Below are 18,858 nucleotides of genomic sequence, written 5' to 3'. Positions count from 1 at the left end.
TTAACTGCTGAACAGCATCCGGCCTTGTATTATACTGCCAATACCACTGGCGCTTAACTGACGGAAATTACGATGAAAAAAATTGAAGCCATTATTAAACCTTTTAAGCTGGATGACGTGCGTGAAGCGCTGGCAGATATCAGTATTACCGGTATGACGGTTACTGAAGTTAAAGGTTTTGGCCGGCAAAAAGGCCATACCGAGCTGTATCGCGGTGCAGAGTACATGGTCGATTTTTTGCCTAAAGTAAAACTGGATATTGTGGTTACCGATGAGCAGGTGGAGCGCTGCGTTGAAGCTATTATGAAAACCGCACAAACCGGCCGTATCGGCGATGGCAAGATTTTTGTGTTTGATGTTGAACGTGTAGTACGTATACGCACTGGCGAAGAAGACGAGGATGCGATATAAGCTTATAGCTTCGTCCATTCTGTTGCTTGGCTTGCAGTGCAGTTTTGTATGCAGTGCAACGTTGTTAACAGATATTCAGCTGTTAAGCGCTGCAGATATGCAGGGGCGTAAAACCGGCACTGCAGGTGCAGATCTTGCCCGTGAACTGATTTCTGAGCGTTATGCCCTGCTGCGGTTAGACAGTTTTAACAACAACTATCAACAGCCTTTTGTATATTCCTCCTGGCCCGAAAAAACCGGTATTAATATGCTGGGCTTACGCCGGGGGTGTACTTACCCCAATCACTATATTGTTGTTACAGCGCATTATGATCACCTTGGCATGCAGGGCAGAAAAATTTTCCATGGTGCTGATGATAATGCTTCCGGGGTTGCCGCTATGTTGGAATTGGCGGCCAGGCTAAACCATTCTTGCCCGGTGTACTCTTATATTTTTCTTGCCACTGATGCTGAAGAAACTGGCTTGTATGGTAGCAAAGCTTTTATCACTGCTCCGCCTGTACCTCCTAATGGCATAGTAATGAACCTGAATCTGGATATGATTAGCCAGCCTGACAGGCGTGGTAAGCTCTACCTGACCGGTGCCAGACGCTATCCGGCACTGGTATCGCAATTAGATGCCAATTTTAGTAACTTGCAGTTTTTACATCACCGTGGCCCTGGCCGTATGGCGCGTGATAACCCACGTTATAACTGGCCGGAAGCAAGTGATCACGGGCCTTTTCACCGTGCTGGTATTCCCTACCTGTTTTTCGGTGGCCAGGAGCATGCGTACTACCATACGGTACAAGATACCTGGCAGCGTATTGAGCCGGCATTTTTAGAAATGGCAATGCATTCTATCTGGCAGACAGTGCAGTGGCTGGAGCAACAACCACCGCAGACACTGCGGCCAGATAAGCACTAACCAGCCGTTCAAACTCACTACCAGTCAAAGTTAAGCTGGTCACCTAAAATTACAATAAGTCTGGCCATAACCGGGTTATATTCCGATAACAATAGTGCCTTTACGTTGTGTCGGGTGAGCAAGATCAGCGGCTGGTGTACAGAAAGTGCTTTATGTTATAAAGTCACATAAATGAGATTAGAACAGGAACGATGCTATGAAGCTCTCTTTAGTTGCCAGCCTGCTTGTTTGCAGCTTAATGGCATTAAATACAACAACTTTAGTTGCGCATGAACACAGTACAACTGAACATAAGCACGGCCATCAGCATGGCGCAGATGAACACGCCGGGCATGATCATGAACATGATGATGAACTGGTATCGCTTGGGGCTCATGTGCATGGCCATGCGGTATTAACCCTGGTGCTGGAAGGTAACGAAATGCAACTGGCATTTCAATCAGCTGCGCAAAGCATTGTCGGCTTTGAACATAAACCCAGCACAGCGGAACAAAAGCAGGAAGTCGCAGCGGCGATTGCCGTGTTTAATCAGGGTGACTGGTTTAGTTTTAATAATGACGCCAATTGCGAACTGGCTATGGCTGAAGCCAGCACTGATTTAACCGAGCCACAGGCAAATGAAGGCCATGCCGATTTTTATGCCAACTACCAGCTGTTATGTCAGCGTCCGGCGCGGTTAAATGAGTTGAAACTGCGTATTTTCGAACTATTGCCAGCACTGGAGCATATGGATATTCAGTGGATTATTAATGGCCAGCAGGGAGCATCACAAGCGGCGCTCAGCAGCAGCACAGTACGCTTGCAGTAACAGTAAAATGATAACGGCAGCCTGAGCTGCCGTTTCTTTAGTAGGTGTACTCTTCTACTTTATCTACCTTCAGGCTGTAAGCTGCCTGGCCCAGATCGTGTGTCATGGTCTCGGTAGTTAATGTGCCGCTGATCCAAAACGGTGAGTAAATCATGTCAGCTTTTAGGTTTTTTGCCCCTGTGACATAGATAATCTGGTTTGGTGGTGGTGGCGGTACATGAATACAGGCGCCAAAATAAGGCACTAAAAAAAAGCTGGTCACGTTTTGTGCACCGTCAAACTCCAATGGCACAATAAAACCAGGTACCCGCACTTTGGTATTATTAAACTCCGGGCGTACCTTGGCTGATTTAAGAATTTGCTGCCATTGTTTTGCGGTTGGGTCATCCCCCTGATAATCGTCGTCAAACGGTGATGGCTGGCTGTAATCATGCTGTACTTCGGGCATTTCCAGTAACAGCTTTAAATCTTCTTCCGGCATTAAGTCAGTCCATTCGATGGTTTTGACTTCACTGGCACTAAGCCCGGCAGTAAAACATGCGACCAGTGTCAGGTATAACGCAACAGATAACGTCCGTAGCATTGGAGCTCGCCCCCCTAAGTTGGCATAATGACAAAAAACGCCAACATCATAACATGACACCGAGGGTGCCTGTGACCGACAAGCCGAAAATTCCCGCTATTGATCTCAAACAGCTGCAGTTTTATTACCAGAATGGTGGCTGGCAGTTAAACTTACCTGAGCTGACATTACACTGCGGCCAGCATTTATTTGTGCGCGGTGCTTCTGGTAGCGGCAAAACCACCTTATTGAATTTACTTTGTGGTATTACCCGCCCGGTTAGCGGAGAGCTGTATGTTAATGGCCAGCCGCTGCATCAATTATCCAGCAGTGCGCGGGACAGCCTGAGGGCAAAGTATATTGGTGTGGTATTTCAGCAGCTTAATCTTATTCCTTATTTGTCGGTGCTGGATAACACCTTGCTAAGCAGCCATTTTGCCGGCCAGAATAAAACCGACTCGGTAAACCGGGCAAAAACCTTGCTACAACGTTTAGGCTTACAGCAGGATTTATGGCATAAACCGGCCACCAATCTTAGTGTTGGCCAGCAACAACGGGTGGCCATTGCCCGTGCCCTGCTGCCCAAACCTACCTTACTGATTGCCGACGAGCCCACGTCAGCACTGGATAGTGATAATCGTGACGCCTTTATGCGGGTAATGCTGGCCGAAGCCGACGCCAATGGCTGCACAGTGATTTTTGTCAGCCATGATCAAAGCCTGACCCGGTATTTTCATTATCAGCTGGATATGCAGCAGTTAGCCACAGGAGTACAGCCATGCTGATGAAATTAGCCCGGTTAAGTTTATGGAACCGGCGTGGTACCGTGCTGATGACCTGGTTATCATTAACCATAAGTATTGCTTTGTTGCTGGGTATTGATCATTTGCGCACTGAGGCAAAAAGCAGCTTTACCAGCACAGTGTCGGGTACCGATCTGATTGTTGGCGCCCGCTCTGGTCAGCTGAACTTATTGTTATATTCAGTATTTCGTATTGGTAATGCTACGGCAAATATCAGCTGGCCCAGTTATCAGCGTATTATTAAACACCCGCAAATAGACTGGGCAATTCCGATATCACTGGGTGATTCGCATCGTGGTTACCGGGTAATGGGTACTAATACCGATTACTTTAGCCATTATCGCTACGCCAACAGCCAGCCACTGGTACTGGCGCAGGGTAAGCCTTTTGAACAGGTGTTTGACACCGTATTGGGGGCTGAAGTAGCACAAAAGCTGGGCTATAAATTGGGCGAGCAAATTGAACTGTCGCATGGGGTTGGTGCGGTAAGTTTCAGCCAGCATAAAGACAAACCCTTTACCGTGGTGGGTATTCTGGCGCGCACCGGTACACCGGTAGATCAAACTGTACATGTCAGCCTTGAAGCGATAGAAGCCATTCACCTGGACTGGCAGCAGGGTGCGCCGATGCCCGGCAGACAGCTAAGCAGTGAGCAGACATTGCAGCATGACTTAACGCCTAAATCTATTACCGCTTTTATGGTGGGGTTAAAATCGCGCATGGCGACTTTCACCCTGCAGCGGCAAATTAATGAGTTTAAAAATGAACCGCTAACTGCCATATTGCCGGGGGTCGCATTAGCTGAACTGTGGCAGATGCTGGGTATGGTAGAAAATTTATTGTTGCTGATAAGTTTGCTGGTACTGTTGGCGGCGCTGGTGGGGATGATCACCACTTTGCTGGCATCAATGAAAGAGCGGCAACGCGAAATGGCCATTTTGCGCGCAGCCGGGGCGCATCCCTGGTATTTGTTTGTGCTGATTCAGCTTGAGGTATTACTGGTAACACTGTTGTCGATGTTATCTGCTGCAGCCTTGCTATTTATCAGTTTGTACCTGCTGCAGGATAAACTGGCCGCTGATTTTGGTTTATTTATCAGCCTGCACATTGTCAAGCTGACTACCTTATACTGGGCCGGGGCTATTTTGTTATTGTCTGCCGTGTTGGCAACGATACCGGGTGTTTTGGCGTACCGTAAAGCATTGGCCGACGGCCTGACTATCAGATTGTAGTATGCAGGTTGTAGTACGCAGGTTTTAATACTCAGCTGACAGGGCTCAGGCAGTGGTGCTTAGCGTAAGCGGGCAGCGCAGGGTTACCACACAGCCTGTATCAGTATTGTGCAGGCTGACATCGCCCTGTAACAGATGGGTAACCAGATTAAATACCAGTGTCATACCCAGGCCTTTGGCGCCGGTGTGGCGGCGTGTAGTAAAAAATGGTTCAAAGGCCCGGGCCAGTTCATTTGCGTTCATACCCCGGCCATTATCAGCGATATCCAGTTGCCAGCTGTAAGTGTTCTGGCTGGCACGGATCACAATCTGGCGCGAGGGCTGATTATCAAAGGCATGCTGGCAGGCATTTTCTATCAGCCGGGTTAGAATGGTGGCCAGCGGGCTGGCAAAACTGTGAACTTTTAACGTAGCAGGCACGTCCAGTTGTACATTCACCTGATACTGTTTTAGTAGCGAATCGACACTGCACAGCACTTTGGGAATAAACTGGCTTAATACTAACCACTCGGCTTGCTGAGCCTCGCTGGCTGCGGCAGTTTGTTTAAAACTGTTTACCAGATCAACAGTGCGCTGCAGGTTAGTATTTACCATAGCAATACTGTGCTTAATTGCAGCACCACTATGGCTGAATTTTTGCCGGCTAAGCTGGCCGGCCTGAAACAGTTGCTCCAATTCCAGCAGCGTTGCTTCGGCATGGCTGATAGCGGTAACGGCAACACCCAGCGGTGTGTTTATTTCGTGAGCGATACCGGCCACTAATCGGCCAAGGCTGGCCATTTTTTCCACTTCAATTAACCGGTGCTGGGTAAGCTGCAGTTGCTCAAGCGACTGGGTCAGTTCTTGCGTACGCTGGCTGATAATTTGCTCTAAGCCACTGTTTAGCTGCTCTAGCTCGCACTGATAACGCATGCGCTCTGATGCGCTTAATGCCCGGCCATAGATATCGGCCAGAAAGCCGGCAAAGACAATTTCGTCTGTTTGCCATTGCTTAACCTGACGATGCTCAATACAAATAATACCTACCATAACACCGTGATGGCGGATTGGCGTATCCAGCATAGAGCAAATACCGGAAGGTGACAGGTAGATATCGGAAAATTCAGCCGTTTGCGGGTGATGATGTGCGTTGGTAGCAACAATATTACGCTCATCGTCCAACGCATTGAAATAACTGGGAAAGTCTTGCCGGCTTAGGGTTATATCCGGCGTGCTGTGCTGCTTACCATCGAGCTGATAGACACAGTGCATTAATTGATGATCATCCGATAATAACCAGATGCTGGCGCGGTCAACAGCTAGCCCACTAGTAATAGCCTCTAAAATCAATCTGTTAGTTGCAGATAAATCGCCTTTGTCGATATTGGGATTACGGCTGATTTGGGCCAGAATATGCTGTAGTTCAATTTGCATTACTACACAGAGCTCTCCGTATCGGCTGCGGACGGTGTGTCAACCTGTTATGCCTTAGCACCAATGTATAGCATCTTTAATGGTTATGCGCTAAATTTACAGCAGATTTTTCATTAACTTGATGATATAGCGGTCTGTGCAGCGCCAGGCGCAGGATCGTAGCCAAGCCGGTATCAAATTTACTAAGCAGCGTAGTGACCAGGGTAGCATGACAGAGTCAAAAACAGATTTAGAGCAACAGCTTGCGCAGTTGCGCCATACCTATGTGATGCGGCTGGGACAAGAGCTGCCGTTGCTACAGCAAGGCGCGATGTTGCTATATCAGTTGTCTGATCTGGCCTGGCAAAATCAGGTACAGGATTTATCTGCAAAACTACACACTCTGGCAGGCTCCGCCGGCACTTTTGGTTTACCAGAGCTTGGCGAGCAGGCCCGGCAATGTGAGCTGCAACTAAAACCCTGGCTGGTGCCTGGCGTTGTCGTTGCCCCAACAGCACAACAGCGCCTGATTGATGATATACAACAGCTTAAGCTGCCAGCTGCTGTGGCAGATTATCCCGCTACGCCGGTAACAACAGAAGTGCCGCCAGCACCGCGGGCTGGTGTTTATCTGTTATGCGACGAGCCTGCCCTGACAGAGCAAATCAGCACCATGCTGGATATTTTTGGCTATAGTTACCGTCATTTCGTCAGTGTGGATGACATAGCGCAGGTTATCGCCAATACCCCTCCTGAAGTATTGATTATTGATCTGGATATGCACCAGAACCCAGGGCAATGTATGCAGCGTCTCGCTGACTTACAGACAAAGCAAAGCTCGGCCATTCCGGCGCTGCTGCTAAGCCGCCAGAGTGACTTTGGCAGCTATTTAAACGCTATACGGGCAGGTGCTATCGGCTATTTTGTAAAACCATTGAATATCACTGAACTGGAAGCCCGCTTACGGCAACAGCTATCGCGTAACGAGCGTGAACCGTTCAGGGTTATGCTGGTAGATGACGACCAACTGCTGGCAGAGCATTATGCGTTGGTATTACGCCAGGGGGGCTTGCTGGTAGAGGTGCTGTCAGAGCCTGCACTGATTTTTGAATCTCTTAAGCAGTTTCATCCGGATGTTATCTTGCTGGACGTAAGTATGCCGTTTTGCTCTGGCCCCGAATTGGCACAGCTGGTGCGGTTGCAGCAAGCCTGGCTTGGGGTGCCGATTATTTATTTATCGTCTGAAACTGACAGTGAGCAGCAACTGGCCGCGCTGATTAAAGCGGGCGATGATTTTATTACCAAACCTATTACCGATACAGCCTTGCTGGTTGCGGTATTTGCCCGGGCGCAACGGGCCAGACAACTGGCTGATATCATGACGCGTGACAGCCTTACCGGCCTGTTGCAGCACGCCCATATTAAAGAGCGGCTGGCTCTGGAGATGTTGCGGGCAGTGCGCAGTAGCCAACCTGTCAGCGTGGTAATGCTGGATATTGATCACTTTAAAAAAGTTAACGATAACTACGGCCATTTAATTGGTGATCAGGTCATAGCCAATTTAGCTAACCTGTTGAAACAACAATTACGTAAAACCGATCTGGTTGGGCGTTATGGTGGTGAAGAATTTTTACTGGTGCTGCCTGATTGCAGTGTCGAGCGGGCTTTTACCCTGGTAGAGCAGGTGCGTGAGTTATTTGCCGCTTTACCTTTTACCGCAGCAGAGCAGCGGTTTTATTGTAGTTTCAGTGCCGGCATTTGTGCTGCCACACTGGAGCATGCCGATTTAGTTATCGACAAAGCCGATCAGGCGTTATACCGCGCCAAAAGTTCGGGCCGTAACTGCACTATTCTTTCTGGTTGAGATCACATATTTAAGCCTTATTAATTTGACACAACCGCTGTGCTGGTAACCATTTCAGCGCGCCATTATACTGCGTTTTTATTATAACCGGAGAGTACAATGCAGCTGTTTTTGGTGTATATAGGTGGCACAGCGCCTGGTGCCAATATTGAACTACATGATGTGCGTTTTGTAGCCGCAAAGCGGATCGAAGACACCTACAACCTGTTATGCCAGCAATGGTTTGGCACGGTAAAGGGCCTGCATATTGATAGCTACATGCAAGTTAACCATATCGACGGTTACAGCGTCAGTTTACATAACGAGCCGCAACACAGCAGTAACAAACTGTACTTTGTTAATTTTGGTGGTTATTACCCGGATAAAATTGCCGAGCAGCATGACTTTATGCTTTGCGTTGCGGCTTCCGCAGCAGAAGCTAAGGCTAAAGCAAAACAACAACTGTTAACCGATGCCGACAGCCAGCACAAAGATGATTTACTGCAGCTGGACGACTGCTTTGCACTGGAACAGCTGCAGGGTTTACATATTCACCTGCACAATAGCGGGCAAAGCCAACCTATGCGGCCCGACTGGTCTGGTTATCAGATTATTGGTTAACGGCTAAGTAAGGTGAGGGCAGTTGCTGCCCCCACATGCGTTGCCATAACCACGGCAACGCCATTGCCATATCACGGCGCATTGGCAACTGTTGTACAGCAACGTTGTTTTCTGGGTCTACCACAAATTCAAAAGCGTAGCTGCCTTCCTGCCCCATGCGTAAATCGGTTAGCAGCAGAGTATCGCCTTGTTGCTGCACAGCATAAAAACCACGGCTGAACCAGTGCAATTGCTGCACCGGTTTAAGCCGGGCATATTGCTGTTTAAGCGAGTGGTCCCGCATAATATGCGTAAAGCGAATCTCTGTACTGCGGTCGAACAATGAATAAAACCCCTCTGCGTAGCCCTGCTCTGTCATGACAACAATACGCCACAGTAGCGTTGTCAGCGGTGCGGGTGTCACCAGCATTTGCTGATAATCCAGCTGCTGCTGATGCAGGCTGTTTTGTGCAACATTACTGACATACTGCTGTGCCAGCACAGACCACAACATATAAGCACTTGAAACCACCAGTGCCCCGGCATTTATCGCCAGGCCATGCGGTTTACTTAGCAGGTAATAGCCCAGCCCCAGCAGCAATGGCAAGGTATACAGGGGGTCAATAATAAAGATGCTGCCAACAGCAAAAGGGGTATTGGTAAAGGGTAAACCAAATTGGGTGCCGTATACCGTCATGGCATCTATAGCAGTGTGGGTTAGCAGAATAAACCAGGTTGCCAGTAGCCAGCGCCAGTAATATTGTCGCTGCTGGCATAAGATTGCAGCCAGCCATGCCAGCACCGGTGATACTAATGTCTGATATAAAACCGCATGGCTTTCCGTGCGGTGCAACACCATATTGCTAACGACATCGCCATAATCAATTACCACATCTAAATCAGGCAAAGTACCCAGTACCGCGCCGGTAAGCACAGTTTTTAGCCTTGAGCCCGGCGTTTTACCCATTACCGCGGCGGCAACGGTAGCGCCTAATGCAAGTTGTGTTAATGAATCCATACTACTGTCTGGTACCCGTGCGCAGAATCAGGCCGGCATTTTAGCAGATGTCAGCGATATACCAACTGTGGCCGGGCAGCATGAAAATACTCGCTGCTTTGCTCAAACAGCTGCTCATCAAGGGCATTACGCAACTTAAGGTAGTCTGATTTCAGCGTTGCTCTGGTGGTGCGCATATCCAGATAGTAGGGCGCACGTTTGCCGTTAAAGTCTATCGCTTCGGCAATCTGCACAAAATGAATACCGACTCTTTTAAGTATTCTGGCCAGTGAGGGTTCAATCATCACGTAGGCGTGGTAACGCTCGTCGCGGACACACATCAGGGTAGCCAGTAAATACAAGGCAACGGATACCAGTTTACGGCATTGGCCCTGTAAGCTGGTTAAAGCAGAATAGTTGTCTGTTGCTTCAATAATCTGGCTGTGACGAATATTTTTTGGTACCGCAAGGCGTGATATTTCACAGATATTACGGCGGGGAAAATTTGCCGGCGCCAGTGCCGAATTGGTGAAGCTATTGGCAAAATAACACTCCACCGGCAGCAATTGCTCTGGTGCTGCTGATGTGATCAGACGAACTGTGCCAGCCAGCGTATCAGAATCAGTGTGTTGAATTGCACAGTGGATCGACCGGTGATCAAACTGGTCATACTCCAGTTTGTTCGGTCTTGGCGGTTCGTAGCGTAGTTCTTCACAATACACTTTATGGCGTAAGCTAAACGTTTCATTGCGCTGTTCTTGTGCACTGGCCAGCCGCGCCTGATAAAAGTCGGGAAAATGCAACAAAGGGTTGTACAAAGAGGTGCAGTTAAAAGGTACTGCTAAGGTGTTTGCTGATGGTGAAAAAGCAGTATCTGTAACTGCTGCCAGAGAACTCATAATGATGCCCCAAAAAGTCATTGTCTGCGCATTATCTGATTTTATTGTTGTCTTAATTACGCGTGAAATTAGCTTTCCGTGCGGTGTAAATGCTAACAATTCCATTGCAGGGCACTAATGCCGGAATTACTATGCAGTTGATTCGGGTTTGCGTCAAATACCAGACCGGTACTTTTATAAAGTAAATCAGCCAATTGAAACTAAGATTATGATTTAACAAAAGTAAAAAAATATTGTTATTTAACTAATGTTATTAAGTGTAATTCAGCCTGAGTTCATCTTAAGCATGCTTCAACGGCCCGAAGTATATGGCTATTAGCTAGCAGAGCAGCGTTCAAGTTGTTGAATATCTGACTGAACCTGGCGTGCCAATGCCCTTAGCTGCACTAACCGGTCATCTGGTAGTGATATTTGGCAGCGTAGCGCAGGCATTACGCCCGCCACAGCCGTTTCCAGTGCTTTACCGCTGTTGGTCAGCACAACATGTTTTACCCGCTCATCAACCGAAGAAGGTATTCGTTTCAGCCAGCCTTTTTGTTCAAGCTTTTTTACCAGTGGTGTTAAGGTGCCTGAATCAAACAGCGTTTTACTGCTAAGTTCACCCAGACTGATATTGTCCTGCTGCCATAATGCCAGCATTACCACATACTGTGGGTAAGTCAGATCAAAGGGCTGCAATAACGGCCGGTACAACCGCACCACAGCATTAGAGGCGCTATAAAGCGCAAAGCACAGTTGCTGTTCCAGTGGTAAAGTTTTATTCATCTGTATTAATCCGGCAATTTTCTCCAAGTGTACCAAACTTAGCTGGCAGCCTTATAGCTCTGGTAATTATATTTGAGGCAAAAAAGTTATATACAAATATCTTGCATGCAAGATTAATTGATTCTATTATGCAGATGTTCACTAACGGCAACTAACCCTAACTGAGGAAATAACGATGGATATTCTTTATAAAGCAGTAGTAACGTCAACCGGCGGCCGTGATGGCGCAGCTAAATCAAGCGATGGTTTATTAGAAGTTAAACTGGCCGCACCAAAAGAATTAGGCGGCGGTGGTGGGGCAACTAACCCTGAGCAGTTATTTGCTGCCGGTTATTCTGCCTGTTTTATCGGTGCAATGAAATTTGTTGCAGGTCAGAGTAAACAAGCGCTGCCTGCAGATCTTAGCCTGCGTGCTGAAGTAGGTATTGGTAAAATTGAAGGTGGTTTTGGCCTGGATGTTGATTTATTCATCAGCTTGCCGGGTATGGACAAAGCTGCTGCACAGCAACTGGTAGAAAAAGCGCACCATGTTTGCCCTTATTCAAATGCTACCCGCGGTAATGTCGACGTGCGTTTACACGTTAGCGTATAACCACGTTGGTGCTACGAAAGCCGGCTTTTGCCGGCTTTTTGCTTAGGGCTTAACAAAACGGCTAAGCAGGGCCGGCAATATGGTTAAATCGGCTGCCAGCGCCATTATCATGGCTGCAGCTGTCAGCAAGCCAAAATACACACTGGGTAAAAAACTGGAAAAACCAAACACGGCAAAACCGGCGGCAATAACGACAGAAGTAAACAACATTGCCATACCGGTATGGGCATAGGCGTTTTTAAGCGCAGTATCAGCCGGGGCCTGCAAATAGCTGTGTACAAAGTGAATGGTATCGTCAATTGCGATACCCATAGCAATAGCGGCGATGGTAATGGTCATAATGTCCAGTGGAATACCCAGCCAACCAATTAGCCCTAAAATGCCCAGCGTGGTGCATACATTGGGCACCAGCGCTATCAGCGCAATTTTTAATGAACGGAAGATCAGCAGCAAAATAACCGCCATGCCAAGGTAAACCAGGCCTAAAGTCATTATTTGCGAATCAAACAGCCGCGATAAAATATCCTGATACAACACAAACAGGTTGGTAAGGCTGTAATCCTGGGCTTTAAGGCCCACTGCTTGTAAATCCTGCTTCAGCTGTTGCATCAGCAATTCGCGGTTAAGCCCTTCTGTGGTGTCCTGAATACGGGTGGCAATGCGTACCTGCAGCGGATCTTCAGTCAGATAGGCCCCCACCAGCTGATTAACGACCTTTTGATCCAGCAACAGGTAAATCGAATTTAATTCATATTCTGTCAGTGGCTTGCCATCATTAAGCTGGGTAGCCAGGGTAGTAAAGTTAACCAGTGAGGTAACATTACCAGTAGCGGCAAACTCTGCTGTTACTGCGTGGGCCAGATGCAGCTGATTAAACTGCTCGGCGCTTAGCAGCAAATCCGGTTTGGTTTTTGCCGGGTCAAGGCTAATAATAATATCCAGCGGCGTAGAGCCACCAAATTCCTGATCAATAAACCTAAGCTCCTGATACACCTGGGTGTCGGTGGCAAAATAATTAATAAAGCTGTTTTCTACATTCAGCCGCATAATGCCGGGTAACAGCAGGGCAAACAGCAACAGGCAGGCAAAAACCGTGCGTAAAGGTGCATGCTGTACCAAACGGCGGATAGCCTGCAAGCTGGTGCTGAGTATGGCGTAATCGGTGGTTTCCGGTTTGCTTTTCAGCAGGCTGAGCAAGGCAGGAAACAGCAGCAGGCTGACACTCATGGTGATCAGCATTGCAATTAACATCATAAAACCAAAATCAACCACCGGCTGAATACCGCTGAAGATTAACGAGCCAAAACCGACAGAGGTAGTGACTGTGGCATAAAAACACGGTGCCAGTTTTTGCTGTAATGTTGCTATTACACGCTGCTGTTGGCAAGCCGTGGCGTCGCTACGGGCGATATCGCGGTAAGCGCCGATCAGGTGGATCATCACTGCCAGCGTTAAAATAAGCTGCAGCGCAATAAAATTGGCTGAAATAACTGTGGCACGTATGTCGAGCAAGGCAAACAGGCTAAGGGTAAGCCAAACACTTGCAGCACAGGCTAATAGCGGAAACACCACCCAGCGTATACTACGGTAAAGCAGCAGCAATAACAGGGCGATAATGCCGGCAATGGCGCTGCCAAATACGGTGAGATCGCTGATGATAATATCCACCAGATGCTGCGCCACGACATAGCCGCCACCGGTAAAGGTTTGCGCGCGTTGCTGTACCTGTTGGTTAATTTGTTCTATCTGCGCAATTTCCTGCTGGCGCTGTTTAACCAGGGCCTGGCGCAGCGGATCTGCTTTTACCTGCAATTCTGCCAGTGCGGTTTGTTCTTCTGCACTAAGCTCACGTTGCAGCGTGTGGCGCTCAATCGCCAGCATATCGTTTTCCAGTGCCGTTAATTGCGCATCTGGTTTAAACACTATTTGAATGGCCGCTGCGGTTTGGGCGGTATTTAGCAGCAAATCGGTAAAAATAGGGTGGTCACTGAGCAGCTGTTGCATCTGTGCCGGTGAGTATTGCTGTTTCTGCCAGGTAAGCGCAGATACATCAACGTCGGTTGTCAGCACTGATGCATCGGCAATCAGTGGTACGTTAAGCATCGAGGTAACGCTTTGCACCCGTTCCAGCTTGCTGTATTGCTCACTCAGCGCAGTTAAGTCGGCAAAGGTCGTGTTACTGAACAACTCGCCGTTGCGTGGTTTATAGGCTACCAGAATAAACTCATCCGGTGAAAAACGCTGATTCGCCTGCTGGGTTTTAATATACAGCGCGTTGTTTTTTACCAGCAAGGTGTCGGCTGAGGCGTCGATACGAAACTGTTGTACAAAAAATGCTGCGGCGGCAATTAAAAAGATAAATAGCAGCAGTATAACAAAGCGTGCCTGCACTATACGCTGTGCCAGCCACAAGCTGAAGCCGGTATTATTCTGGCTGGTTGCTGAAGGCGTCATCGCGCTTTACTCCCTGTAAAAACTGGTTACGAAAGTACAGGTAAGGGTCTTCAGCCTGTTGATATAGCTTTTCATATACTCTGGCGCGATCTGAAAAAGTATCAACGGCGTCAACACCCTGCAGGTAATAGGTGTCAGGCGGTGAGGTTATTTGCCGTAGCGGGTCAAGCAGCACGCCACTTACCACAGAGGTAGAACCCCGCACATTATTTTGCCCCAGTATGGGCAGTACCAGATAGGGGCCGGGGCCGACATTATAACCGGCCAGCGTATCAGCCAGTGATTGCTTCGCTGGTGGTAAATCAAACCAGGCTGTGGCGGGATCAAACAAGCCCAAAATACCCAAGGTGCTGTTAATTAAAAAGCGGCCAAGATTCGTGCCGGCATCTTTTACTTCGCCAGCAGCAAGGTTATTTAGCAGGCTCAGTGGCTCGCGGATATTACTAAAAGCATTGCCTATTTTGCTGCGCACCGCATCCGGTAACACATATTCGTAGCCTTTAACCAATGGGATCAGCGCATAAGAGTAGGCGACATGGTTAAAACCAAACATAGCGCGGTTCCAGCCTTCCAGCGGATCATTGTATTGCTCTGCGGCTTCATCTTCCGGCGTTGCGGGGTCATCACGGCTGGCCATATCCACTACTGTAGGCTGAATTTCAATAGTGCCCTGCGAGGTTGTAATGGTGGTAATTTTACCGCTGCTAAGCTGTTCTGTTGCGGTTAGTGGCTCTGCGGTGGCTTCAGATTCTGCAGCGGTTTTTGGTTCTGCAGCAGCTTCTGTGGTTTGTTTTGCTGTATCGGCCGTTGCAGTATCAGGCGGCACAGGCTTACTGGCACAACCGCTAAGAGTAAACAGAAAAAAGGCGGTAATAACGGTGGCTGTTTTCATGCAATTCTCCGGTCAATACTCTGGCACATAATGTAGCCAGCAGTTTATTTTAGTTTTTTGCCGCGTCGGGTTTTTCATCAGCCACGGATGAAAAATCAATAATATCTTCAAGATTTAACTGGTAAGCCTCGATAAAAGCATTACGCAGCAGCCCGGCCAGGGCTTTTAACCTGGAGATATCCGGTTCGTTAAAATCACCGCTGACAGGGATCCGGGTAGCGATCAGGTTTTGTTTACTGTTTTCAAGCAATGTAGCGAGCATGGCCGAAATGCCCTCAACAAATACCTGCAATGGGTTCCCGTCACCCTTTATAACATCTTTTACCACGTCTTCTTTCCAGGAAAAAATTTTCAGGTCGTAAATGCCAAATTTTACATAACCATTTAACCGGCCTTTATCGCTGGCCAGTTCTGTAGCCAGCTCAAACTCGCCTGCTTCTACGTCAAAGGGGGCATATATTTTGATAATATCTGCTGTTTCGGCAGCAGGTATTCTGTCCATTTTCATATTGATATCAAACATCGGTAACTTTACATTGGGGTTAAACTTACCTGTAATGATAAAAGGAGTCTGTTTGGCAACTGTGCCGCTAAAATCGAGCTCAGTTAACAGTTCTGACTGTGCGTTATTGTGCAGGTTAACAACCTCGCCCTCTACGTTGCTCAGAATAAGCTCACCCAGCAAACCCTGAGCAATAGCGTTAAATTCGATTCTGCCATCGTGAATAGCTAACTTATCAATAGAAAACAGCGTCAGGTTATTTGCCAGGCCAATCCAGGTACGCTCGTCCAGTACCGCATCCTCGGTAATATCTTGCTGATCGGCTCTGTCCAGCGCCATAATCACCGGCTGGTGAAATGCCATAGTGCTAACTATTTCACCATCGGCCAGCGCAGCCCACGACAGCCGGATATCAATGCGCTCAGCTGAAAACAGTGGCAGCTCGCCTTCGTCATTAAGCTGATTAATTTCTATCTGCTTAATAACATAGCCACCACGCCAAAGCGCCAAATCAATATTCTGCACCTGGCCACTAATACCCTCCTGCTTTTCCAGCAGCGAATTGACATACCATACCATTACAGGCGGTAAGGCTACTCTTATTGCCAGCAATACTAAAACCACAGCCAGCATAATTTTTACACTGTTAGATAATCTCATCGGTAAGCGCTGTTTAGGTGAAGAAGGAAATGCTAAGACAACAGCAAGGATCAGGCCACGTAGTTTTCAATGCTCAAGATGCTGAATTTAAATAACTTTACTAAAATCCGCTAAGCTGGCTAACCAAGGCAAGACAATACTTCGCGGATTATTTACCTGCAATTTTGTAAATTTTGCTGCAATGCAGTTGTGGTAGTAGAACCCAAAAACAAAAGGCCAGCATTTCTGCTGGCCTGTTGCTATTTGGTGGAGCTGGCGGGAGTTGAACCCGCGTCCGAAAAACCTACATCTTCGGTCCTACATGCTTAGCACATTCATTTAGTTAACCCTATGAGCGCCGAATGGCAGGCTATCGTCGGGCGAGCCTGATTGGTTTTAACGTGTTGTCTCCAGGCGAAGACGCGACGCGATTCTGTTAGGGGTGATCTTCCAGAGTCTCAGCTTACAGACATGCGTGAGGGGAAGAGCTATCTACTGCCTATTAAGCAGCGATTGCGTATGTTTCGTCGTTTGCGACTAGTTTTTTGCGGTTTTTTTACGAGGCCTACCGCACCTCGGCATGCACCTAGGAGTTCGTGAATCCCGTCGAATCCAGAATCAGCCCCGAATTCTGTATGGAACACTTACACACCATAGTGTTTGGCTATTGTACGCAGCTGACTGTGGTTACACAAGCGAGCATTGCACCTTTGCCGTTTTTTCCTGTCGCCTTACTTAGATGGGGTAAGGCTGCAGAAGTTTCAAGCCCGACTTAGCGTTTATTGTGCTTCATCATGCGTTCTTTTTCGCGTGACCAGTCTCTGTCTTTAATATCGTCACGCTTATCAAAGGTTTTTTTACCTTTGGCTAAATGAAACTCCAGCTTAACCCAACAGGCTTTCCAGTACATGGCGGTGGCCACTAAGGTATAACCGTCGCGCTCTTTTAAGCCAATCAGCTTATTTAGCTCACGTTTATGTAACAGCAACTTGCGGCTGCGTTCGGGATCACAGACCACATGCGTGGACGCACTGTTTAAAGGCTGAATTTGGGCACCTAACAAAAACGCTTCGCCATTTTGTAAAATGACATAAGAATCTGACAGGTTAACTTTACCTTCGCGGATGCTTTTCAGCTCCCAGCCCTGCAGGGCCATACCCGCTTCATAGCGGTCTTCCAGAAAGTACTCGTGCCGTGCCTTTCTGTTTTGCGCTATGGTGCCGTTTTTGTTTTTACTAACTTGTTTTTTACTCATAATTCGTTATTTGTCGCAGCTCTGTTTTATGGGTCAGCGATGGCTCAAGCCTTGTTGCAGCGCGTTATTCTGTTACAATCGGCGGCGGGTTTAAAGGGGAGAGAGTATGCCACAAATTGAGCGCAGTGCGCTGGTTTTTTACAGTGCACAGCAGATGTTTGACTTAGTCAACGCTGTACCTGACTATCCGCAATTCCTGCCTGGCTGTACCTCTGCCCGTATTGTCAGCCAGTCTGAAACAGAAATGGTGGCATCGCTTACGGTTTCCAAGGCTGGTATTGGCCATTCTTTTACCACCCGTAATACCTTGTACCCGCATCATCGTATTGCTATGCAACTGGTAGACGGCCCGTTTAAGCAATTACATGGCGGTTGGGAGTTTCAGCCATTAAGTGAAACGGCCTGTAAGGTTATTTTAAGGCTGGAGTTTGAATTTTCCAGCCGGCTTATTCAGTTTGCTTTTGGTAAAATTTTTGGCGAGCTTACCGCAGCCATGGTGAATGCTTTTACGCAACGGGCAAAACAAGTATACGGAGAAAGCCATGTCTGAGCAGATCATGATAGAGGTGGCCTACGCCCTACCTGAGCGGCAAAGCCTGATGACATTATCAGTTAACCGTAACAGCACTGTGCAGCAGGTTATTGAGCGCTCTGGCATTTTGCAGCAGTTTACTGAAATTGACCTGGCTGTGCAAAAAGTAGGCATTTGGAGCCGGCCGGTAAAACTTGATGATAGGGTAAAAGCGGGTGACAGAATTGAAATTTACCGGCCGCTGATTGCCGATCCAAAAGATTTACGCCGCCGCCGGGCCGAGAAAGCCAAAGAGGAAGGGCGGGCAGATAAAGTAACCGGTGGCCGGCCACATGAAGTGAAAAGCGCTGCGGAATAAAAAAACCAGCTTAACTGCTGGTTTTTTATTCCGCTTTTATCTGCGCCGGGTTTAAATATCCAGCGGAGTGCTAAATTCGGCCGATTTGTCAAAATCGCCTTTTATATCCTGCAGTTTGTCGTCTTTAAACTCAACAATCAGCTGCTTTTCAAAGTTATTACCACGGCCGCCTTTAAGGGCATAAAAATAGTGCCAGGTGTCGTTGTCAAATGCATTGCTGGCCACCGGGCTGCCCAATACATAAATAACCTGTTCTTTGGTCATGGCTACACGTAGCTTATCTACATCTTTTTGTTCTAAAAAGTTGCCTTGTGGAATATCGATACGGTAAATCCAGCTGCTGCAGGCACCAAGGCTAAATATGCCAACTGCCAGACATAGGGTTTTAATTACTGCTTTCATCTGTCACTTCTGC

The 18,858-nt window shown here is 47.9% G+C and carries 20 protein-coding genes and 1 other RNA gene; 10 read left to right on the top strand and 11 right to left on the bottom strand.

Features of this window, described 5'->3' with window-relative positions:
* Positions 1–72: 72 nt before the first annotated feature.
* The 3 genes from glnB (at position 73) to J3B89_RS01685 (ending at position 2,126) form a co-directional block, all read left to right on the top strand.
* A complete protein-coding gene (glnB, locus tag J3B89_RS01695) occupies positions 73–411 on the top strand; it encodes a nitrogen regulatory protein P-II (protein ID WP_215395782.1) in 339 nt (112 codons plus the stop codon).
* On the top strand, positions 401–1,318 hold the full coding sequence (locus J3B89_RS01690; RefSeq protein ID WP_215395781.1) for a M28 family peptidase: 918 nt from the start codon (positions 401–403) through the stop codon (positions 1,316–1,318). The genes glnB and J3B89_RS01690 overlap by 11 nt, the downstream gene beginning before the upstream one ends.
* Positions 1,319–1,514: 196 nt before the next feature.
* Positions 1,515–2,126 (top strand): ZrgA family zinc uptake protein, encoded by a 612-nt coding sequence (locus J3B89_RS01685; protein WP_215395780.1) that lies wholly within the window; start codon positions 1,515–1,517, stop codon positions 2,124–2,126.
* Between the two features lie 37 nt (positions 2,127–2,163).
* Here the strand turns inward: J3B89_RS01685 and J3B89_RS01680 are convergent, their stop codons facing one another.
* A complete protein-coding gene (locus J3B89_RS01680) occupies positions 2,164–2,709 on the bottom strand; it encodes a DUF3299 domain-containing protein (protein WP_215395779.1) in 546 nt (181 codons plus the stop codon).
* Positions 2,710–2,762: 53 nt separating this feature from the next.
* On the opposite strand from J3B89_RS01680, the gene J3B89_RS01675 reads away from it, so the two are divergent.
* A complete protein-coding gene (locus tag J3B89_RS01675; protein ID WP_215395778.1) occupies positions 2,763–3,473 on the top strand; it encodes an ABC transporter ATP-binding protein in 711 nt (236 codons plus the stop codon).
* Positions 3,467–4,723: an ABC transporter permease gene (locus J3B89_RS01670; protein WP_215395777.1), complete on the top strand. Its 1,257-nt coding sequence runs from the start codon at positions 3,467–3,469 to the stop codon at positions 4,721–4,723. The genes J3B89_RS01675 and J3B89_RS01670 overlap by 7 nt, the downstream gene beginning before the upstream one ends.
* A 45-nt stretch (positions 4,724–4,768) precedes the next feature.
* Here J3B89_RS01670 and J3B89_RS01665 read toward each other — a convergent pair whose 3' ends face one another.
* Positions 4,769–6,136: a GAF domain-containing sensor histidine kinase gene (locus J3B89_RS01665; RefSeq protein WP_215395776.1), complete on the bottom strand. Its 1,368-nt coding sequence runs from the start codon at positions 6,134–6,136 to the stop codon at positions 4,769–4,771.
* A gap of 208 nt (positions 6,137–6,344) precedes the next feature.
* On the opposite strand from J3B89_RS01665, the gene J3B89_RS01660 reads away from it, so the two are divergent.
* Positions 6,345–7,979, top strand: a complete 1,635-nt coding sequence (locus tag J3B89_RS01660; protein ID WP_215395775.1) for a diguanylate cyclase domain-containing protein — start codon at positions 6,345–6,347, stop codon at positions 7,977–7,979.
* Positions 7,980–8,078: 99 nt separating this feature from the next.
* On the top strand, positions 8,079–8,579 hold the full coding sequence (locus J3B89_RS01655; RefSeq protein ID WP_215395774.1) for a DUF1543 domain-containing protein: 501 nt from the start codon (positions 8,079–8,081) through the stop codon (positions 8,577–8,579).
* Here the strand turns inward: J3B89_RS01655 and J3B89_RS01650 are convergent.
* The 3 genes from J3B89_RS01650 to J3B89_RS01640 form a co-directional block, all read right to left on the bottom strand.
* Positions 8,569–9,576 carry a metal-dependent hydrolase gene (locus J3B89_RS01650; RefSeq protein ID WP_215395773.1) on the bottom strand — a complete coding sequence of 336 codons (1,008 nt, stop codon included), beginning with the start codon at positions 9,574–9,576 and terminating at the stop codon, positions 8,569–8,571. The genes J3B89_RS01655 and J3B89_RS01650 overlap by 11 nt on opposite strands.
* A 50-nt stretch (positions 9,577–9,626) precedes the next feature.
* On the bottom strand, positions 9,627–10,454 hold the full coding sequence (locus J3B89_RS01645; protein WP_215395772.1) for a PEP-CTERM/exosortase system-associated acyltransferase: 828 nt from the start codon (positions 10,452–10,454) through the stop codon (positions 9,627–9,629).
* 315 nt (positions 10,455–10,769) lie between these two features.
* A complete protein-coding gene (locus tag J3B89_RS01640; RefSeq protein WP_215395771.1) occupies positions 10,770–11,219 on the bottom strand; it encodes a MarR family winged helix-turn-helix transcriptional regulator in 450 nt (149 codons plus the stop codon).
* 175 nt (positions 11,220–11,394) lie between these two features.
* On the opposite strand from J3B89_RS01640, the gene J3B89_RS01635 reads away from it, so the two are divergent.
* A complete protein-coding gene (locus J3B89_RS01635; protein WP_215395770.1) occupies positions 11,395–11,811 on the top strand; it encodes an organic hydroperoxide resistance protein in 417 nt (138 codons plus the stop codon).
* Between the two features lie 42 nt (positions 11,812–11,853).
* Here the strand turns inward: J3B89_RS01635 and J3B89_RS01630 are convergent, their stop codons facing one another.
* From J3B89_RS01630 to smpB, 5 genes are all read right to left on the bottom strand, one after another.
* A complete protein-coding gene (locus tag J3B89_RS01630) occupies positions 11,854–14,265 on the bottom strand; it encodes an efflux RND transporter permease subunit (protein WP_215395769.1) in 2,412 nt (803 codons plus the stop codon).
* Positions 14,237–15,157 carry an MlaA family lipoprotein gene (locus tag J3B89_RS01625; protein WP_215395768.1) on the bottom strand — a complete coding sequence of 307 codons (921 nt, stop codon included), beginning with the start codon at positions 15,155–15,157 and terminating at the stop codon, positions 14,237–14,239. The genes J3B89_RS01630 and J3B89_RS01625 overlap by 29 nt, the downstream gene beginning before the upstream one ends.
* Before the next feature lie 49 nt (positions 15,158–15,206).
* The gene (locus J3B89_RS01620) at positions 15,207–16,319 is read right to left on the bottom strand and encodes an AsmA family protein (protein ID WP_215395767.1); all 1,113 of its coding nucleotides are present in this window, start codon (positions 16,317–16,319) and stop codon (positions 15,207–15,209) included.
* Between the two features lie 244 nt (positions 16,320–16,563).
* Positions 16,564–16,924: a transfer-messenger RNA gene (gene ssrA, locus J3B89_RS01615) on the bottom strand.
* Between the two features lie 146 nt (positions 16,925–17,070).
* Entirely contained in the window at positions 17,071–17,553 is a 483-nt protein-coding gene (smpB, locus tag J3B89_RS01610; RefSeq protein ID WP_215395766.1) for an SsrA-binding protein SmpB, read from the bottom strand.
* Positions 17,554–17,659: 106 nt separating this feature from the next.
* On the opposite strand from smpB, the gene J3B89_RS01605 reads away from it, so the two are divergent.
* Together J3B89_RS01605 and J3B89_RS01600 are read left to right on the top strand one after the other, a co-directional pair.
* Positions 17,660–18,103 (top strand): type II toxin-antitoxin system RatA family toxin, encoded by a 444-nt coding sequence (locus tag J3B89_RS01605; RefSeq protein WP_215395765.1) that lies wholly within the window; start codon positions 17,660–17,662, stop codon positions 18,101–18,103.
* Positions 18,096–18,443 carry an RnfH family protein gene (locus J3B89_RS01600; protein WP_215395764.1) on the top strand — a complete coding sequence of 116 codons (348 nt, stop codon included), beginning with the start codon at positions 18,096–18,098 and terminating at the stop codon, positions 18,441–18,443. The genes J3B89_RS01605 and J3B89_RS01600 overlap by 8 nt, the downstream gene beginning before the upstream one ends.
* A 51-nt stretch (positions 18,444–18,494) precedes the next feature.
* Here the strand turns inward: J3B89_RS01600 and J3B89_RS01595 are convergent, their stop codons facing one another.
* Complete coding sequence (locus J3B89_RS01595) at positions 18,495–18,845, bottom strand: outer membrane protein assembly factor BamE (protein ID WP_215395763.1); 351 nt, start codon at positions 18,843–18,845, stop codon at positions 18,495–18,497.
* Positions 18,846–18,858 lie beyond the last annotated feature (13 nt).

Origin of the sequence: Rheinheimera oceanensis (genome assembly GCF_018831085.1) — a bacterium.
Taxonomy (GTDB): domain Bacteria; phylum Pseudomonadota; class Gammaproteobacteria; order Enterobacterales; family Alteromonadaceae; genus Alishewanella; species Alishewanella oceanensis.
Note: the sequence above shows the minus strand (reverse complement) of the source record. Positions and strands in the feature narration are given on the sequence as shown.

Coding starts and splice junctions, on each gene's coding strand:
- glnB (WP_215395782.1), top strand. CDS start 73: ATGAAAAAAATTGAAGCCATTATTAAACCTTTTAAGCTGGATGACGTG.
- J3B89_RS01690 (WP_215395781.1), top strand. CDS start 401: ATGCGATATAAGCTTATAGCTTCGTCCATTCTGTTGCTTGGCTTGCAG.
- J3B89_RS01685 (WP_215395780.1), top strand. CDS start 1,515: ATGAAGCTCTCTTTAGTTGCCAGCCTGCTTGTTTGCAGCTTAATGGCA.
- J3B89_RS01680 (WP_215395779.1), bottom strand. CDS start 2,709: ATGCTACGGACGTTATCTGTTGCGTTATACCTGACACTGGTCGCATGT.
- J3B89_RS01675 (WP_215395778.1), top strand. CDS start 2,763: ATGACACCGAGGGTGCCTGTGACCGACAAGCCGAAAATTCCCGCTATT.
- J3B89_RS01670 (WP_215395777.1), top strand. CDS start 3,467: ATGCTGATGAAATTAGCCCGGTTAAGTTTATGGAACCGGCGTGGTACC.
- J3B89_RS01665 (WP_215395776.1), bottom strand. CDS start 6,136: ATGCAAATTGAACTACAGCATATTCTGGCCCAAATCAGCCGTAATCCC.
- J3B89_RS01660 (WP_215395775.1), top strand. CDS start 6,345: ATGACAGAGTCAAAAACAGATTTAGAGCAACAGCTTGCGCAGTTGCGC.
- J3B89_RS01655 (WP_215395774.1), top strand. CDS start 8,079: ATGCAGCTGTTTTTGGTGTATATAGGTGGCACAGCGCCTGGTGCCAAT.
- J3B89_RS01650 (WP_215395773.1), bottom strand. CDS start 9,576: ATGGATTCATTAACACAACTTGCATTAGGCGCTACCGTTGCCGCCGCG.
- J3B89_RS01645 (WP_215395772.1), bottom strand. CDS start 10,454: ATGAGTTCTCTGGCAGCAGTTACAGATACTGCTTTTTCACCATCAGCA.
- J3B89_RS01640 (WP_215395771.1), bottom strand. CDS start 11,219: ATGAATAAAACTTTACCACTGGAACAGCAACTGTGCTTTGCGCTTTAT.
- J3B89_RS01635 (WP_215395770.1), top strand. CDS start 11,395: ATGGATATTCTTTATAAAGCAGTAGTAACGTCAACCGGCGGCCGTGAT.
- J3B89_RS01630 (WP_215395769.1), bottom strand. CDS start 14,265: ATGACGCCTTCAGCAACCAGCCAGAATAATACCGGCTTCAGCTTGTGG.
- J3B89_RS01625 (WP_215395768.1), bottom strand. CDS start 15,157: ATGAAAACAGCCACCGTTATTACCGCCTTTTTTCTGTTTACTCTTAGC.
- J3B89_RS01620 (WP_215395767.1), bottom strand. CDS start 16,319: ATGAGATTATCTAACAGTGTAAAAATTATGCTGGCTGTGGTTTTAGTA.
- smpB (WP_215395766.1), bottom strand. CDS start 17,553: ATGAGTAAAAAACAAGTTAGTAAAAACAAAAACGGCACCATAGCGCAA.
- J3B89_RS01605 (WP_215395765.1), top strand. CDS start 17,660: ATGCCACAAATTGAGCGCAGTGCGCTGGTTTTTTACAGTGCACAGCAG.
- J3B89_RS01600 (WP_215395764.1), top strand. CDS start 18,096: ATGTCTGAGCAGATCATGATAGAGGTGGCCTACGCCCTACCTGAGCGG.
- J3B89_RS01595 (WP_215395763.1), bottom strand. CDS start 18,845: ATGAAAGCAGTAATTAAAACCCTATGTCTGGCAGTTGGCATATTTAGC.